The organism is Dyella sp. BiH032 (assembly GCF_031954525.1).
Classification (GTDB): domain Bacteria; phylum Pseudomonadota; class Gammaproteobacteria; order Xanthomonadales; family Rhodanobacteraceae; genus Dyella_D.
On the sequence record NZ_CP134867.1, the window covers coordinates 373,485 to 390,395 of the forward strand.

Sequence of the window (16,911 nt, forward strand, 5' to 3'; positions counted from 1 at the left end):
GGACTTGGGCTCGCTCGGAGCCGGGCGGGAGGTCCATTCTAGATGGGGGCTCGTAAGGACGCCGGCAAGGTTGTCCGGCCGGGTGCACTTCCCGCCGGTAGCACGCATGGATGACAATATTGCGTCACAGCAATGCGCCGGCGTATAGCGCGCACTGCCTACGGTTGCCAATCACTCCTGGGGATCCCCAATGTCCGTTGCCCACCCGTCGCGGTTCGCCGTGCTTGCCGTATCCATTGCCCTCGCCCTGTCGGCCGCCGCCGCGCAGGCGCAGGACGCCGACAGCCAGTCCGCCAATGGCAAGAAAAAGCCGGTCGAACTGCAGGCCGTGACCGTGACCGCCGAGAAGCGCGTCGAGAACCTGCAGAAGGTGCCGATCTCGATGACGGTGCTGCCGTCCGAGAAGCTGGAAGCCTTCGGCCAGGCCGGCGACGGCGTGCTCCAGCTCGCCTCGCGCGCGCCGAGCGTGTATGCCGAAACCTCGTACGGCCGCGAGTTCCCGCGCTTCTACATCCGCGGCCTGGGCAACAGCGACTTCGATCTCAATGCTTCGCAACCGGTGTCGATGGTGTACGACGACATCGTGCAGGAGAACCCGATCCTCAAGGGCTTCCCGCTGTTCGACCTGGAACAGGTGGAAGTGTTGCGCGGCCCGCAGGGCACGCTGTTCGGCCGCAATTCGCCCGCCGGCGTGATCAAGTTCGAGTCCCGCAAGCCGAGCCAGGAAACCAGCGGCTATGCCCGTGTCTCCTACGGCACGCTGGGCACGGCCAATGCCGAGGCGGCGCTGGGCGGCGCGCTCAGCTCGCATTGGTCCGGCCGCGTGTCGGCGCTGGCGCAGCATCGTGACGGCTGGATCGACAACGACTACACAGGCAAGAAGGATGCCCTGGGCGGCTACAACGACCGCGCCGTTCGCCTGCAGGCGCTGTACGAGAACGGCGACTTCAATGCGCTGATCAACACGCATGCGCGCTGGCTCGACGGCAGCGCCATGGTCAATCGCGCCAATGCCATCCCGCTGGGCGAAAACAGCTTCGTGCCGGGCTTCGACCGCGACAAGGTGTACCAGGACGGCCGCAACAAGCAGCATCTGTTCACCTGGGGCAGCAACCTGCACCTGAACTGGAAGCTCGGCGACTACACCTTCACCTCGATCACCGGCTTCGAGAAGGCCACCACCTACAGCCTGGGCGACGTGGATGGCGGCATTGCCATTCCGCACGATGCCAGCCAGCAGTCCGCGGTCACGCCGTTCCCGTCCGAGACCGCCGATGCGCTGCCGCATGATCGGCAGATCACCCAGGAGTTCCGCCTGGCGAGCAATCCGCAAGATCGTCTGAACTGGCAAGTGGGCACCTACTATTTCCACGAAGACATCGCGATCAATAACTACGACTACGCGACGCTCAACAATCACGCGCTCGACGGCTACGCCAAGCAGACCCAGCGCACCAATGCGTGGGCGGTGTTCGGATCGGCCGACTACCACATCACCGACGATGTCGACGTGCGCGCCGGTGCCCGCTACTCGCACGACTCGCGCACCTTCCGCGTCGACCGCCTGCTCTCGCCGATCGGCGGCGGCCCGCTGTCGCTGGGCGCCGAGCCGCACGACTCGCGCTGGAGCGGCGATGTGACCGCGACCTGGACGCTCAACCCGAACGTGAACGTGTATGCCCGCGTCGCCAACGGTTTCCGCGCGCCTAGCGTGCAGGGCCGCGTGCTGTTCGCCGACTTCATCTCGCAGGCGAAGCCGGAGACGATCACGTCGTACGAACTGGGCCTGAAGAGCACCGGCATGGACAACCGCGTGCGCTTCAATGCCGACGTCTACAGCTACACCATGCACAACCAGCAGTTGACCGCGGTGGGTGGCGACATCAACGTCACGCGCCTGCTGAACGCCAAGAAGACCGAAGGCTACGGTGCCGAGTTCGATCTGGAAGCCTACCTCACGCCGAACTTCATCGTGACCGCCGGCGGCAGCTACAACCACACGGAACTGAAGGACCCGACCCTGGCCGTGGCGCCCTGCGGTTCGGGCTGCACCGTGCTCGACCCGCTCAATGCCAGCGGCAATGCGCTGGTCAACGGCAACGTGTTGCCGAATGCGCCGAAGTGGATCGGCACCTTCACTGCGCGCTATGGCATTCCCTACGGCGACAGCGGCGAGTTCTTCGTCTACACCGATTGGAATTACCGCAGCGATGTGAATTTCTTCCTGTACGAATCGAAGGAGTTCCAGAGCAAGCCGTTCCTCGAAGGTGGCCTGCGCCTGGGCTACAACTGGGATTTCGGCAAGCGCGAGGTCGCCTTCTACGCCCGCAACGTGACCAATAAGAAGGTCATCACCGGCGCGATCGACTTCAATAACCGCACGGCGTTCGTCAACGACCCGCGCGTGGTCGGCGTGGAATTCCGCGCCGAACTGTAAGCAGTACCGCGGCGGCGCCATCCGATCGGGTGGCGCCGTTTCGTTTCCGTCCGGCGGCCATCGCCGCCCTGCCGCGAAGTCCGCCCTCTGGCCATGCAGTTTCTGCAGGGCCGTGTCACTATGCGCGCCAGTCCACCGCGAGCAGGTCGCCCGGAGGGGGTGCCGGCGGCGGATGTCGTGCGCGGGATACGTATGCGGAAAACGATGCGTTCGTTGGTGGGCGGCAAGGGACTCGCCCGGATTTGGGCCGGCGCATTTGCGTGCTGGCTGATTTCCCTGGGGCCGGTATCGGCCGCCAGCCTGGATGCGGCCCTGTTGCCGAAAATCCAGGCCGCTACGTACGAAGTGGTGGCCGCTAAGCCAGTCAACGATCCGCTCACCTACGAGAAGCCGTTGCCACTGGACCTGCTGCCTTATCAGGAGCGCACCGACAAGTACCACTCGATCGGCACGGCATTCGCCATCGGACCCAACCAATTCGTTACGGCGGGGCACGTGCTGCTGACCGGCGTGGACAGCCTGTGGGGAGCGCCTTCCCTGCGCGATGCCAACGGCAAGATTTATGTGATCGACAAGATCGAAAAGTTCGATCTACGCAAGGACTTCGTCGTCTTCACCGTCGCCGGCGCACCGGGTCAGGAAACGCTGGATTTGAATACCAAACCGGTACTCAATCAGGAAGTCTACGCGGTGGGCAACGCGCTGGGCACGGGCGTGGTGATTCGCGACGGCCTGTATACCTCCGACACGCCCGAACAGCAGGATGGCGCCTGGAAGTGGATGCGCTTTTCGGCTGCCGCCTCGCCGGGCAATAGCGGCGGACCGCTGCTGGACAAGGAGGGCAAAGTCATCGGCGTGGTGCTGATGAAATCCGCCAATGAAAACCTCAACTACGCCCTGCGGATCGGAGAAGTGCTGAATGCGCCGAAGCAGGCGGTCATCGACAAACGGGCACCGTACCGGTTCGACGTTTTCAGCACGACCCTCAGTAACAGCCTCAAGGGCCAGTTTTTGTTGCCCCTAGGCATGCCGGACTTCTTTCAGCGCTATCAGGCGATCTTCAATGGGTACGTGGATAGCCAGCTGAAGGAGATCCTCGCCACGGAGGCCGATAAGCTCTTCCCGCGAGGTGAAGGATCCAATCAGCTTCTGTACGGGGCTTCGTGGCTCAATACCCTGCCCGCACTGATCGTGCGCAACAGTGCCGGCGACTGGGGGCTGATCCAGAAGGAAGGCAACCGAATGTCGCTGGCCGCGAACGGCTACGTCCAGGCGAGCGTCTCCGGGCATAACTTCCTCATGCATTTGCGGCGGCCGGACACGGTGCCGGCTGGCAAGCTGTACGGCGATCCGGTGGTGCTGGGCGATCAGCTGTGCAAGATGGGCATCTTCACGCGTCCGGTCGGCAGCGAACAGATACGCATCACGTCACTTGGCAAGCCGGCGACCGACTCGGTGCTTGTCGATCATTCGCAGCGACGCTGGCAGCTTCGGGTGTGGACGCTACCGTTTGCCAATACCCGCATCGTCACCTATTCGCTACCCGTGCCTGACGGCTACGCGATCCTGATGCGCTTCGCCTCCGCCGATGACAGCTACGACAACATGGCCGACATGCGCGCGTTGCTGGATTACGTCTCCGTCGGCTATGAGGGCTCACTGGCACAGTGGAAGGAATACCTGCAGAACACGGCCCTGCTACCGGAAGCGATCAAGCATCTCCACATTCAGGCGGACTACCAACAGCGCTTCAGCTACAGCTCGGGCCGGTTGGCATTCTCCTTCACGCCGCAACTGCAGAAGATCGAGCCGGAAAGCACGTTGACGTTAGGTATGGGCTTTCTGCCTGATCGTGGGAAGGTCACCTGGGATGTGAACGCCATTTCGCTCAGCGCCAGCCCACAGGAATCGGATCGTCTGCACATCGAGCGCAACGTGGCCCCACCAGCGAGCCTGGACGACGACTCGAAGAGCTATTGGGAAAAGATGCTCAAGCGCAGGCACCCGTATGAGGGCACAGCTTATTCGGCGGACGGGGAAACGCGCATCGGTGCGCCGGTCAGTGCTGGTGGGGCGACGCCACCTGCTGTGATGTATTCGGCCTTCTATGCGATGTCCGGTACGCAGACGCAGGACAGCATGAAACCCAAGCTGGATCTGCTGCTAAAAGACTTCAAGGTCACCGAGCAGTAGTTTCCTCCAAGCATCCGGCCAGCGCGGCCGGATGCTGTCGCCTGTCGTCAATGCCGTCCTTCGGCAACGTCGGCGCTACGTTCTCTGGGGCTGCCTTCCGAGGATCACGGTTTCCCGCCGGACGTGCTCGCCGATGCGGGGCGCTGCAGCGACTTGATGTACTCGGCGACGTCCTCTTTCGACACCAGGCCGCGGTGTTCGCGATCGATCTTGTCGAAATGCTTGGCGACGAATGGAACGTTGCCCTTCTGCACTTCTTCCTTGCTGAGCATCCCATCGTGATTGCGGTCTGCCGCGTCGAAGTTCTTGACGGCGTTATCCAGCTTCTTGGTCAGGTAACCAAGGCCCGTCTGGGCCTGGGCGGAGCTCGCGATAGCGAACGACATGGCGAGAAATACGGCGGTAGAACGCATGGTCATGGCGAGATCCTCTTTGTAGATGCAGACGTGGTGCAGCGAATCATAGCTATGCCCGGTGTGACGATGTGCGATCACCCGCGGCAATCAGGTTGGCTCATCGCCTGGCGCTAGGTCGTGCCATGGCGGCATATACGCCTCTCCAACGGTGCAGGACGAATCTTAAAAGCATCTTTGGATGCCGATAATGGCGTGACAAATGCGGGCTTTTGTCAATTTCGGATCACGCCGCTATATGAGTCACGCATTGACTGAATCTATGCTTCGTCGCATCTACGAAGACGAAGCATATGACCATGTTGAACATCATCATTGCGGACGACCACCCGGTCGTCCGGATAGGAGCGCGCGCCACTATCGAAAACAGCGGCTTCGGCTCGGTGATCGCCGAGGCCGCGACGGTAGACGAACTGCTCGAACTCCTGGCGACGAACGAATGCGACGTTTTGATAACTGATCTCTCCATGCCAGGATCGCGGCATGCCGACGGCTATGCCATGGTCGAGCGCATCTGCCGCAACTATCCCGATCTTCCGGTGTTGGTGCTCAGCATGTCCTGCAACGTCAACATTCTTCGCATGGTGATGACTACCGGCGTTCGCGGCATGCTGGACAAAGCCGCTTCCATGGCTGAGCTGCCCCTGGCCGTTCAAACGGTCCACAAGGGCGGAACATACATATCCGCTTCGCTACGCAAGTTGACGGTCGAAGCCAGTTCGCGCAGGACCTTCGCACTCGCCTCGAAGCCGCTGTCGCCGCGCGAAGTGGAAGTGCTTCGACTTCTGGCCAAGGGGCTTCGCGTCAAGGAAATCGCGATCAAGCTCAATCGCGGCATTACCACCATCAGTAAGCAGAAAAGCGATGCGCTGCGAAAGCTGGGCATTCGCAACGATGTAGAGCTGTTCGATTTCCTCAGTCGAGAAGGCTTCTCCGGTTGACCGATCCAGGACCGTCCAAGAAAACACTGCGCGGATCGATGGGTGGCAGTTGCTCTCTTGATTGGCCTCAAGCTTGGCGATTGCGGAGAAGGCAACCTCCTGTGGGCATCTCGACGAGCAACGCCGAAACTTTTTCGTGTCATGAGCGCACGGACAGTCATGTGTCGGACGCTTCTTAAAAGAACGATACGAGCCTAGAGGTGCAGCCCTTTTTGGAGTTCTACTATGGCTGCTCTTCGAGCCGCCTACCTATGATCCATCTTCGCTCGCTTTGTCATCGAAGCGAGTGGTGTACCCGGACAGTCTGGTAATCGCGCCAACCATGGCGTGGCAAATCCACCGCCCTCCCATGTAGAGCAGGCTCGCGAACCGAAAGCGCTGGCCGTACATCGGTCGGCTTCGCACCCCGGGCATGCCAAACCCTTTTGTCACCTTCCACCCCCAAGGGTGACGAAAACCGCCGCAACGTGCGGCATTCATTAACTCAATCCCTATGTAGGAGTAATACATGAAGCACATCAAGCTTGCCGCCGCGGCTGCCTTTGTTGTCGGCCTCACTGCCGCTGGTTCCGCCTCCGCCGATAATGGCGTGATCCGTTTCACCGGTACTGTTAGCGACGCCACCTGCGTGGTGAGCGGCGGCGCCGGCACCACCGGCCAGATCGGCAACTTCACGGTGGATCTGCCGACCGTGCCGACCACGGCCCTCGCCGCTCCCGGCGACACGGCTGGCCGCAAGCCGTTCCAGATCGTGTTCAGCGACGGCAACGGCGGTGGTTGCGATCCGGCCGGCGGTACGAACGCGCATTTCCGCTACCTGGCCTCCAGCCAGCCGGTGGACGCCTCGACCGGCAACCTGATGAACACGCTGACCCAGATCGAGGGTGCGGCCGACAACGTCCAGCTGCAGCTCCTGGACAACGCCAATGCCGTCATCGACCTGCGCAACGACGCCGGCCGTGACCACGCGCTGGACGCGAATGCTCCGGTGGCCGTGACCTACGGCGTGGAATACGTGGCCACGGGCGCCTCCACCGCGGGTGGCGTGCGCAGCTTCGTGGAGTACCAGGTGACCTACAACTAATCGGCATCGACACCATGCCAAGGGCACCCGTAAGGGTGCCCTCCCTGTACATCGGAACGACCTTATGAAACTTATGAAGCGCAGAGTTTTGGCCGCCGCACTATTGGCGACAGGATGCTTTGCGGGGGCAAGCCACGCGGCCGTCATTATTCATGGCACGCGCGTGATCTATCCCTCCTCCCAGAAAGAAGTGACGGTCGACCTTGAGAACAAGGGAGAGGTGCCGGCCCTGGTACAGGTTTGGGTGGACGACGGCGACCAGGCTTCGCCCACTGATAGCAAGGCGCCTTTCATCCTGACGCCTCCGCTGAGCCGGATTGAGAAAGGTCGTGGCCAGGCCATCCGTATCATGCACGCCGGTGAGCCGCTGCCGGCCGATAAGGAGTCGTTGTTCTGGCTCAATATGCTGGACATTCCTCCGAAGGCCGCGTCGGGGACGAGCCCGACCGAAATGAGTGTCGCGGTCAAGACGCGCATCAAACTGCTGTATCGCCCGACTGGGCTGAAAGGTGAGCCAATCGAAGCGCCGAAAGCGCTGAGTTGGACGGTGGCTGGCGCAACGAGCATTCAAGTAACGAATCCCACGCCGTACTACGTCAATTTCGCCAGCGTTGGAATCAAACAAAGGAGTGGCAAGGTCATTTCGTCTATTGAGACGGGTGGCATGGTCGCGCCCGGAAAGACAGCCAACTTCACGTTCAAGGCCCCTGTGAGTGCCGACGAAACGAGCGTGGTTTTCGAGGCGATATCCGATCTCGGCGCGAAGCTCCCGCATACGCAGCCGATCGCCGCCGACCGCTAAGAGTTGCTGCATTTCCATCGTCCTCGTTGACAGCGGGGTAAGGCCTTAGCGCGCAAAAAAAAACATGTTTTCCCGGAGAAATTATTTGTGAGCCCGTCGCCCCCGATCCTAAGCAAAGAGCGCCCATACGCAAGCTTGCGCATGGCGCTGCTACCAACGTTGATTCTCGGGGCGATGACGCGCCCGGCCCACGCAGTTGAATACCTGGCAGCGCTCGACCCGGCCTCGCCGGGCGCCATCTCGTTCGACGATGGCTTCTTTCCGTCCGGCTTTGGCACGAAGGTCGATCTTTCCCGCTTCGAAAACGCCAACACGGCGCTGCCAGGGACGTACCGGGCGGACATCCGCGTCAACAAGGAATGGAAAGCCCGCGCCGACATCACGCTTTCGGACGTCCAGGGCAAAGATTCCGCGATGCCGTGTTTCGACCGGGTGTCGCTGACGGCGTACGGTATCGATGTAGGCAAGGTCGACGCTGCCGCGGCAGAACCCACTTCTTCGCTTAAGGCCTTGCCCGAAGCCGCCTTTTGCGGCGAGCTCGGTGAGTATGTACCAGGCGCCGAGGCCATCTTCGACGTCGCTTCGCAGAGCCTGGACATCACGGTTCCCCAGCTCTATGAGCTGGCGAACGCGAAAGGCTATGTCGATCCGAAGTATTGGGATGAAGGCGTCAATGCCGGCGCCATCAATTACAACGCCAATTTGTACCAGAATTCCTTCGGTGGTCGCTCGCGCCTTAGCGGATACGTAGGCGTGGACGCTACGGCGAACTTCGGTTCATGGCATCTGATTCATCGCAGCAGCTTCAACTGGTCCGAGCACAACGGGCGCGACTACAAGACGACCGCCAACTATCTCCAGCACGACGTGCCCAAGCTGATGTCGCAGGTGTACGTCGGCGACTTCTATACCACGGGTAACCTGTTCGACTCGGTGAATCTGCGCGGTGCCAGCCTGGTCTCGGACGACCGCATGCTTCCCCAATCGTTGCGCGGTTATGCGCCGGTGGTACGTGGCATTGCCGAGACGAACGCACGCGTCGTCATCAGGCAGCGTGGCGCATTGCTGCGCGAACTGACGGTCGCCCCCGGCCCCTTCGAGGTCAACGATCTCTATCCCACCGGCTACGGCGGTGATATTGAAGTCGAAGTGTTGGAGGCCGACGGCAGAAGCAAGCGTTTCAACATTCCGTTCTCCGCGACACCACAATCCCTGCGTGCGGGCCAGAGCCGATGGGAAGTGGCTGCCGGCAAGGTTATGGAGGATCGCCGCAAGAATACTCCGCTAGCGGCTCAGGGCACATACCAGCGGGGCTTGAATGACACGGTCACTGCTTACGGTGGCGTGACGCTGGCGACGGGGTACGGCGCAGCCCTGGTCGGTGGAGCACTGAATACCAAGGCGGGTGCGTTCTCGCTGGACGTCACCGGAGCAAAGGCAAAAGTGCGCGGCAAGCGCGCCCAATCCGGCGTTAGCGTACGCGTGGCGTATAGCAAGAGTATTGTGGATACGGGAACCAATTTCTCCCTCGCCGCGTACCGTTATTCGACGGAGGGATTCGTCGGCTTAAACGATCTGACGTATCTCCGCAATGCCACCAAGCTCGGCGAGGATTCGCCGCTCGCTTTCGGGCGCACACGCAGCCAGTTCACGGCTAATGTTTACCAGCAGTTGGGAAGCAAGGGCGGGCAGGTCTTCGCGAGCGCTGCCAGGCGTGACTATTGGGGCGATCAGCGTAAGCAGGTCGACTTCACCGTCGGCTACTCCAACCAATGGAAGTCCCTCAGCTACTCGCTGTCGGCACAACGCACACTCGAAACCGCCAACAATATCCGCCTGCCTGGCCAACCCGGCGGCGTCGGAGAGAACACCGGCCGCACGTCGCACCGGGACACGCGGTTCCTCGTCTCCGCGAGCTTGCCGCTTGGCAGCTCCGATCGTGCGCCTAACGTCAACGCGTGGATCGAGCGCTCAACCCTCGCACCGGCGAGCGCCCAGGTTGGCATCTCGGGCACTGCCCTCGAGGACGGCCAGCTCAACTACAACGCCAATTTTTCCCGTAGCTCCGGCAACACGTCGTTTAGCGCATCCGCGCAGTACAACGCCTCACATGGCAGCATCAATGCCGGCTATAGCCAGGGAAGAGGCTACAAACAGGTTAACGCGGGAATCACTGGCGGCTTGGTTCTGCATGGCGGTGGCCACACGTGGGCGCCGACGCTAGGCGAGACCTTGGGGCTGGTCCACGCGCCTGGCGCGGAGGGCGCGCGCGTCGGCGGAAACCGTCGCTCGCGAGTCGATTCGAATGGCTATGCCGTGGTGACTAACCTGGTTCCTTATCAGCTCAACCGGGTTTCCCTCGACCCGAAGGGAAGCTCGCTGGACGTGGAACTCCAAGAGACTTCCAAAAACATCGCTCCGCGGGCCCGCTCCGTTGTTCGCTTGGATTACAAGACCATCAGCGGAAGGACGGTGTTGGTGGACGGAACATTGCAGAGCGGCGACCCGATTCCCTTTGGCGCCGAGGTCTACGATGCAGAGGGCAATTTGGTCGGCATGGCCGGTCAAGGCGGACAGATCATCATCCGCGGTGTCGACAAGCCATCCGAGCTCACCGTCCGCTGGAGCGACAAGCCCGACGATAGCTGCAAGATCCAACTCAATGTCGGGCCAAGGGACACCAAGTCGACGAGCCTTGAGCGTCAATCGCTATCGTGCTCCGCTTCGGCGCCAGCCGTATCCAACCTTCATTAAGTGATGGAAAACGGAAGGCGGAGACGTGCGTTGCACGCCTCCGCTTCTGTCTTTTGGATTAGCTGAAAGTCACGGATATCGGTGTCGTCCTAATGGCGGCTCCTTTGAGAACCTTCCGATGGTTCGGGATGAGGAAAATCGCCAAGATTCAATTCGCTTTCGGATGTCTTCGACGGCGAGTACGACGCAAGCCATTGAGCGTCACCCACAGGCATGAGCCTCCGATTCCCCTGACCGTCCCTTTATGTCCATTCGAGCCACCAACCTTGCCAATCGCGGAACTGATTCGTTCCGTACCGACGGACGGCATGGCCACGCGAGGCGCACGGACGGTGTGGTGCGGTCGGGTGGTCGGGGCGATGCAAAGACGCATGCATCACGCGCCCTGGTCAAGGTGACACCCAAGCGCTATCTCCGTCATGCGGTGATATTCGCGCTCCTGGCCATGATGTCCGTTCAAGCAAGCGCACGTGTCGTCGTCCAAGGGACGCGATTCGTGTACCCGGCCAAGGAAAGCGAAATAAGTATCGGCCTAGTCAATGGGTCGGAACATCCCGTGTTGATGAAGGCGTGGATCGATCAAGGCGACACACAGTTGGCGCCGGAACGTTTGAAGGTTCCCTTTCTCATTACGCCGCCGTTGGTGCGTGTCGAAGGCGGCAAAGAACATCTCTTCCGCTTGCAGTTCATCGGTATCCCTGCAGAACTGCCAGCCGACCGAGAGTCGGTGTACTGGATCAACTTGCTGGAGGTTCCGCCCAAGCCGTCTGCTAGCAAGAACATCAGCGACGCAAAGAGCAAAGCGTCTATGCAGCTGGCATTCCAGTACAGATTGAAGCTCTTCTATCGGCCAGACGGCTTGAAGGGAAGCCCGGCCGACGCGGCAAAGAATCTTGTATGGACAGCAACCACGCGTGACGGAATGAAAACGTCGCTCGTAGTGAAGAACGATAGCGCCTACTACGTTTCGCTCGCGAAGATTACGTTGACGGACGGAGACAAAGGCGTCGAGGTCGCGCCAGACATGCTGCAACCGTTTTCCACAGCGACATTCGACGTCGCTGGCGGGAAAGCCGGATCAAAGGCCAAGGTCAGCTACCAGTGGATCGACGACTGGGGCGGAATCCATAGCCAAGCCGCGCAGGCGGATTGAGCGCACCGGCGAAACGCGGCGGTTAGCCGACGGGCTCTCCCACGGAGACGACGAGCCGTCCGTATGGCTGCCCATTTATCGACTAAGCAGTGGCCGTTCACGGGCGGCCAGAGGATGACTATGGACGCTTCACATGCCAGTGCAGACGCGGCGCCTACGGTCAAGGCGCGCGCGAAAGAGAAACTCCTGCGCGACCTGGGTGATGTCTTCATGGATGCGTTCAATGATCCGAAGACGGTCGAGATCATGCTCAACGCCGACGGCAGTATGTGGCAAGAGCGCCTCGGCGAGAACATGAAGAAGATCGGCGTGATGCGACCAAGCCAGGCCGAGGCGGTCATCAAGACCGTCGCAGGCTTCTACGGCAAGGAGATCACGCGCAGCAAGCCTGTCCTGGAGTCGGAGTTCCCGCTGGACGGCTCACGTTTTGCGGCCCAGTTGCCGCCCATCGTGGCTGGTCCGACGTTTGCACTCCGCAAGAAAGCCATCTCGGTTTTCACGCTCGACGATTACGTCGCCAAGGACATCATGACGCCCACGCAACGGACCTCCCTGGGCAAGGCGGTGCGCGATCACCGGAACATCCTGGTCATCGGAGGCACGGGCTCGGGCAAGACCACACTGGTCAACGCGATCATCCGCGAGATGGCCGATGCCGGCCACGACGAGCGCGTACTGATCATCGAGGACACCGGCGAGATCCAGTGCTTCGCAAAGAACTTTGTGCAGTACCGGACTTCGATGGAAATCAACATGACCCAGTTGCTGCGCACATCGCTGCGCATGCGCCCGGATCGAATCCTCGTGGGCGAGGTGCGTGGTCCGGAAGCACTTGATCTCCTGATGGCCTGGAACACAGGCCATGAGGGCGGCGCCGCTACGTTGCACGCCAACGACGCGCGCGCCGGACTGTCGCGCCTCGCGATGCTGATCAGCATGCATCCAGACGCGCCGCGCCCGATCGAACCTCTTATCGGGGAGGCCGTTCACCTTCTCGTACACATCGCGCGCACCTCGGAGGGGCGGCGAGTTCAAGAAATCCTCGAAGTCGATGGCTATGAGGATGGGCGCTACGCGCTTCGTCAGATCTAAATCCACTATCAAAGGTGAAATTCAATGAACACGTTAAACAGCTCCAGCATCATGCAAGTTCTTCGCAGCTACATGCCCTTTCTCATGATGATGGTGGTGGTCGCCGCCATGATCATGCTTCCTGACATGGCGCACGCCGCTACGGACCAGGGCGAAGGTGCTCTCCCGTTTGAGGAGCCCATGCAGAAGTTGAACAAATCGCTTAGCGGCCCGATCGCCTTCGGTCTTTCGCTCATCGGAATCATTGCTGCCGGTGCCGTTCTGATTTTCGGTGGGGAGATGAGCGGCTTCCTGCGGACTCTCGTGTTTCTTGTCCTGGTCATCGCGATCATCGTCAATGCAAAGGGCATCATCACGATGATCGCGGGTGAAGGCGCGCAGATCGCGATGTATATCGATGCCAACACGACTGGCCTAGTGTCGCGTATTCGGGATCTGGGCTGATGTCAATTCGAACAGTGCCGATTCGCCGCGCAGGCAATCGCGACAATCTGTTCATGGGCGGGGACCGAGAGCTGGTGATGCTCTCGGGACTCATCTCCGGCGCACTGGTTTTCAGTGCGCAAGAGATGAAGGCATTTGTCGTCGGCGTGGTGCTTTGGCTCGCAGCGCTGACATTGCTTCGCATCATGGCCAAGTCTGATCCGAAGATGAGGCACGTCTACCTGCGCCAGCGGCGTTACCGTCCCTATTACCCGGCCAGGTCCACGCCATTTCGCGTGAATGGCCCGGCAGAAGAGAAGCAATTCCGATGATGCCGATACTTATAACCTTTATTTTTTCCATCGCAGCACTCGGTTTGGCGATGGTGGTGCTGATGTTCGTCCGCGTCCGTTCCCTGGACACCGAGGCAAAGCTCAAGAAGCACCGATCGAAACAGCAGGGCGTAGCCGATCTTCTCAATTACGCGGCCGTAGTCGACGATGGCGTCATCGTCGGCAAGAACGGCGCTTTCATGGCGTCCTGGATATACCAAGGCGACGATATTGCCAGCAGCACGGACGAACAGCGCGAGCTGGTATCCATGCGGCTAAATCAAGCTATGGCCCGTCTTGGCAACGGTTGGATGATCCACGTAGATGCCGTTCGCCGCTACGCTACCGGATACGCCGGTGTCGGTCGCTCGGCCTTCCCGGATGCGGTCACGGCCGCGATCGACGAAGAGCGTCGCCGCCTCTTTCAGAGTCTGGGAGCGATGTACGAAGGTCACTTCGTCCTCACCCTGACCTACTACCCGCCAATGCTTGCTCAGCGCAAGTTTACGGAAATGATGTTCGATGACGACCAGCAGGTAGAGGGCCGGACCGAGAGAACGCTCAGCTCCATCGAGCATTTCAAGCGCGAAGTGGCGTCCTTCGAGTCGAGGTTGTCCACGATTTTGCGCATGACGCGGCTTCGGTCGCACGCCAGCGTGACCGAAGAAGGTGGCAAGGTCACGCACGACGATTTCCTACGTTGGCTCAACTTCTGCGTCACCGGCATTGATCATCCGATCATGCTGCCCAGCAACCCGATCTACCTCGACGCCATCATCGGCGGTCAGGAGCTCTGGAGCGGGGTGGTTCCAAAGATCGGCCGCAAGTTCGTGCAGGTGGTGGCTATCGAAGGCTTCCCGCTGGAATCCTACCCCGGCATGTTGGGCGCGTTGGCGGAACTGTCCTGCGAATACCGCTGGTCCAATCGTTTCATCTTCATGGATCCCCATGAGGCGGTGAAGGACTTGGAGAAGTTCCGCAAGAAGTGGCGCCAGAAGGTCCGCGGCTTCTTCGACCAGTTCTTCAATACCAATACCGGCGCTGTCAACCAGGACGCGCTGATGATGGTGAACGACGCCGAGGCTGCCATGGCCGAGGTCAATAGCGGCCTCGTCGCACAGGGGTACTACACCAGCGTGGTCGTGCTCATGCACGAAGATCGCGGGCAGCTGGAGGCCAATGTGCGCCAGGTGGAGAAAGCGATCAATGCCCGTGGTTTCGTCGCGCGCGTCGAAACCATTAACACCATGGATGCTTACATGGGGAGTCTCCCCGGACACGGCGTGGAGAATGTACGCCGCCCGCTGATCAATACGCTGAATCTGTCCGACCTGTTGCCCAGCAGCACGATCTGGACCGGTCAGCCCGATGCCCCGTGTCCGATGTATCCGCCGCAGGCCCCGGCGCTGATGCAATGCATGACCCAGGGTGCCACGCCGTTTCGTCTCAATCTGCACGTGAACGATCTGGGCCACACGTTCATCTTCGGCCCGACCGGTGCGGGCAAGTCCACGCATCTTGCGATTCTTGCCGCGCAGCTGCGCCGCTACAAAGACATGTCCCTGTACTGCTTTGACAAGGGCATGTCCATGTATCCGCTGGTCAAGGCCTGCGGCGGCCAGCACTTCGAGGTGGCCGGCGACGACGAGAAGCTTGCGTTCTGCCCGTTGCAGTTCCTCGACACCAAGAGCGACCGTGCCTGGGCGATGGAGTGGGTGGACGGCATGCTTGCGTTGAACGGCGTGGAAACAACCCCGGCCCAGCGCAACGAAATCGGTCACGCCATCGTCAATCTGCACGCGAGCGGCGGTCGTACGCTCTCCGAACTGGTGCTGACCATCCAGGACGAGCAGATCCGCGAGGCACTCAAGCCGTACACCACCGATGGCGCGATGGGTTATCTCCTCGATGCGTCGGAAGATGGTCTTGCGCTCTCCGATTTCACGGTCTTCGAGATCGAGAACCTGCTGAACCTCGGCGACAAGTACGTCCTTCCCGTGCTTCTGTATCTGTTCCGCCGAATCGAGCGCTCTCTCAAGGGCCAGCCCGCGGCGATCATCCTGGACGAGGCGTGGCTGATGCTCGGCCATCCCGTATTCCGGGCCAAGATTCGCGAATGGCTCAAAGTGCTTCGTAAGGCGAATTGCTTGGTGCTGATGGCGACGCAGAGCCTTTCGGACGCGGCGAATTCCGGCATCCTGGACGTGATCGTCGAATCGACCGCCACCAAGATTTTCCTGCCGAACAGTTTCGCGAGGGATGAGGATGCCTCCGCGCTGTATCGCCGCATGGGCCTAAACAAGCGCCAGATCGAGATTCTCGCGACGGCAGTGCAGAAGCGGCACTACTACTACGTTTCCGATAAGGGCCGCCGGCTGTATGACCTGGCACTTGGCCCGCTCGCCCTGGCCTTCGTTGGTTGCTCCGACAAGGAGTCCATTACGGCCATCAAGACCCTGGAAGCCCGCTACGGCGCCGGCTGGGTCGAAGAGTGGCTCCTTTCCAAGGGGCTGCGTCTCGCAGATTACGGAGTTTCCGCATGAACCTGTTCAAGAAAAAATCGCCGGCTGGGCCGGTGAACGAGGCCGCGCGCCAAGACAGCCACGCCGCGCCGAACCCCTATCTCAATGCCCAGCGCGTCTGGAACTCGCACGTGGGGAGCCTGGTGGCGTCGCGCACGATCTGGCAGCTCGTCGGCATCGTTTCTCTGCTGATCGTGCTGGCCAGCGTCGGCGGGCTTATCTACGTTGGGAGCCAGTCGAAATTCATTCCTTACGTGGTCGAAGTCGACAAGATCGGCGCCGCGGTGGCCGCTGCCCCCGTGTCGCGCGCATCGCCGGTCGACCAGCGTGTGGTTCGAGCGGCGGTGGCCGACTTCGTCGGCAATGCCCGACTGGTGACTCCGGACATCGCGTTGCAGCGCAAGGCGGTGTTCCAGGTATATGCGATGCTGGGCAAGCGTTCGCCGGCCACGAACAAGATGACGGCCTTCCTCAACGGCGATCCCGCATCCAATCCGTTCAAGCGTGCCGAAAAGGAAACGGTCAACGTCGAGATCATTTCGGTGATTCCGCAGACCGCGCATACCTGGCAGATCGATTGGAAAGAAACCGTGCGTAATCGCGGAACAGGCGCCGTAATCGGCGAACCCTACCGCATGCGGGCGCTGGTCACCACCAAGATCAACCCCGACACATCTGGCGCCAGCGAGGAGCTCATGCGCGCCAATCCCCTTGGCATCTACATCTCCGACTACGCCTGGTCGAAGCAGAACTGAAGAGTAACGT

13 protein-coding genes are annotated in these 16,911 nt (G+C 60.8%); 12 read left to right on the plus strand and 1 reads right to left on the minus strand.

Annotation, left to right across the window (positions count from 1 at the left end; genetic code table 11):
* Positions 1–190 precede the first annotated feature (190 nt).
* Together RKE25_RS01525 and RKE25_RS01530 are read left to right on the plus strand one after the other, a co-directional pair.
* Positions 191–2,437, plus strand: coding sequence for a TonB-dependent receptor (locus RKE25_RS01525; protein WP_311840508.1), 2,247 nt, complete (start codon positions 191–193; stop codon positions 2,435–2,437).
* A 204-nt stretch (positions 2,438–2,641) separates the two neighbouring features.
* Complete coding sequence (locus tag RKE25_RS01530; RefSeq protein ID WP_311840509.1) at positions 2,642–4,630, plus strand: trypsin-like peptidase domain-containing protein; 1,989 nt, start codon at positions 2,642–2,644, stop codon at positions 4,628–4,630.
* A 104-nt stretch (positions 4,631–4,734) separates the two neighbouring features.
* Here the strand turns inward: RKE25_RS01530 and RKE25_RS01535 are convergent, their stop codons facing one another.
* Positions 4,735–5,049 (minus strand): EF-hand domain-containing protein, encoded by a 315-nt coding sequence (locus RKE25_RS01535; protein WP_311840510.1) that lies wholly within the window; start codon positions 5,047–5,049, stop codon positions 4,735–4,737.
* A gap of 293 nt (positions 5,050–5,342) precedes the next feature.
* On the opposite strand from RKE25_RS01535, the gene RKE25_RS01540 reads away from it, so the two are divergent.
* The 10 genes from RKE25_RS01540 (at position 5,343) to RKE25_RS01585 (ending at position 16,901) form a co-directional block, all read left to right on the plus strand.
* Entirely contained in the window at positions 5,343–5,984 is a 642-nt protein-coding gene (locus tag RKE25_RS01540) for a response regulator transcription factor (protein WP_311840511.1), read from the plus strand.
* Positions 5,985–6,492: 508 nt separating this feature from the next.
* A complete protein-coding gene (locus RKE25_RS01545; protein WP_311840512.1) occupies positions 6,493–7,068 on the plus strand; it encodes a fimbrial protein in 576 nt (191 codons plus the stop codon).
* Positions 7,069–7,132: 64 nt separating this feature from the next.
* A complete protein-coding gene (locus tag RKE25_RS01550; protein WP_311840513.1) occupies positions 7,133–7,870 on the plus strand; it encodes a fimbria/pilus periplasmic chaperone in 738 nt (245 codons plus the stop codon).
* A 141-nt stretch (positions 7,871–8,011) separates the two neighbouring features.
* Positions 8,012–10,624 (plus strand): fimbria/pilus outer membrane usher protein, encoded by a 2,613-nt coding sequence (locus RKE25_RS01555; RefSeq protein ID WP_311840514.1) that lies wholly within the window; start codon positions 8,012–8,014, stop codon positions 10,622–10,624.
* 244 nt (positions 10,625–10,868) lie between these two features.
* Complete coding sequence (locus RKE25_RS01560) at positions 10,869–11,777, plus strand: fimbria/pilus periplasmic chaperone (protein WP_311840515.1); 909 nt, start codon at positions 10,869–10,871, stop codon at positions 11,775–11,777.
* A 114-nt stretch (positions 11,778–11,891) separates the two neighbouring features.
* Positions 11,892–12,869 (plus strand): P-type conjugative transfer ATPase TrbB, encoded by a 978-nt coding sequence (trbB, locus tag RKE25_RS01565; protein WP_311840516.1) that lies wholly within the window; start codon positions 11,892–11,894, stop codon positions 12,867–12,869.
* A gap of 24 nt (positions 12,870–12,893) precedes the next feature.
* Complete coding sequence (locus RKE25_RS01570; RefSeq protein ID WP_311840517.1) at positions 12,894–13,313, plus strand: TrbC/VirB2 family protein; 420 nt, start codon at positions 12,894–12,896, stop codon at positions 13,311–13,313.
* Positions 13,313–13,624 (plus strand): conjugal transfer protein TrbD, encoded by a 312-nt coding sequence (locus tag RKE25_RS01575; protein ID WP_311840518.1) that lies wholly within the window; start codon positions 13,313–13,315, stop codon positions 13,622–13,624. Before RKE25_RS01570 ends, RKE25_RS01575 begins: the two co-directional genes overlap by 1 nt.
* The gene (locus RKE25_RS01580; protein WP_311842301.1) at positions 13,624–16,167 is read left to right on the plus strand and encodes a VirB4 family type IV secretion/conjugal transfer ATPase; all 2,544 of its coding nucleotides are present in this window, start codon (positions 13,624–13,626) and stop codon (positions 16,165–16,167) included. Before RKE25_RS01575 ends, RKE25_RS01580 begins: the two co-directional genes overlap by 1 nt.
* Positions 16,164–16,901 (plus strand): VirB8/TrbF family protein, encoded by a 738-nt coding sequence (locus tag RKE25_RS01585; RefSeq protein WP_311840519.1) that lies wholly within the window; start codon positions 16,164–16,166, stop codon positions 16,899–16,901. Before RKE25_RS01580 ends, RKE25_RS01585 begins: the two co-directional genes overlap by 4 nt.
* The last annotated feature ends 10 nt before the right edge of the window (positions 16,902–16,911 follow it).

Bases quoted from the DNA above. Each gene is read 5' to 3' on its own strand.
- RKE25_RS01550 (WP_311840513.1), top strand. From the start codon at position 7,133: ATGAAACTTATGAAGCGCAGAGTTTTGGCCGCCGCACTATTGGCGACA.
- RKE25_RS01585 (WP_311840519.1), top strand. From the start codon at position 16,164: ATGAACCTGTTCAAGAAAAAATCGCCGGCTGGGCCGGTGAACGAGGCC.
- RKE25_RS01580 (WP_311842301.1), top strand. From the start codon at position 13,624: ATGCCGATACTTATAACCTTTATTTTTTCCATCGCAGCACTCGGTTTG.
- RKE25_RS01525 (WP_311840508.1), top strand. From the start codon at position 191: ATGTCCGTTGCCCACCCGTCGCGGTTCGCCGTGCTTGCCGTATCCATT.
- RKE25_RS01540 (WP_311840511.1), top strand. From the start codon at position 5,343: ATGTTGAACATCATCATTGCGGACGACCACCCGGTCGTCCGGATAGGA.
- RKE25_RS01530 (WP_311840509.1), top strand. From the start codon at position 2,642: ATGCGTTCGTTGGTGGGCGGCAAGGGACTCGCCCGGATTTGGGCCGGC.
- RKE25_RS01555 (WP_311840514.1), top strand. From the start codon at position 8,012: ATGGCGCTGCTACCAACGTTGATTCTCGGGGCGATGACGCGCCCGGCC.
- RKE25_RS01560 (WP_311840515.1), top strand. From the start codon at position 10,869: ATGTCCATTCGAGCCACCAACCTTGCCAATCGCGGAACTGATTCGTTC.
- RKE25_RS01535 (WP_311840510.1), bottom strand. From the start codon at position 5,049: ATGACCATGCGTTCTACCGCCGTATTTCTCGCCATGTCGTTCGCTATC.
- trbB (WP_311840516.1), top strand. From the start codon at position 11,892: ATGACTATGGACGCTTCACATGCCAGTGCAGACGCGGCGCCTACGGTC.
- RKE25_RS01545 (WP_311840512.1), top strand. From the start codon at position 6,493: ATGAAGCACATCAAGCTTGCCGCCGCGGCTGCCTTTGTTGTCGGCCTC.
- RKE25_RS01575 (WP_311840518.1), top strand. From the start codon at position 13,313: ATGTCAATTCGAACAGTGCCGATTCGCCGCGCAGGCAATCGCGACAAT.
- RKE25_RS01570 (WP_311840517.1), top strand. From the start codon at position 12,894: ATGAACACGTTAAACAGCTCCAGCATCATGCAAGTTCTTCGCAGCTAC.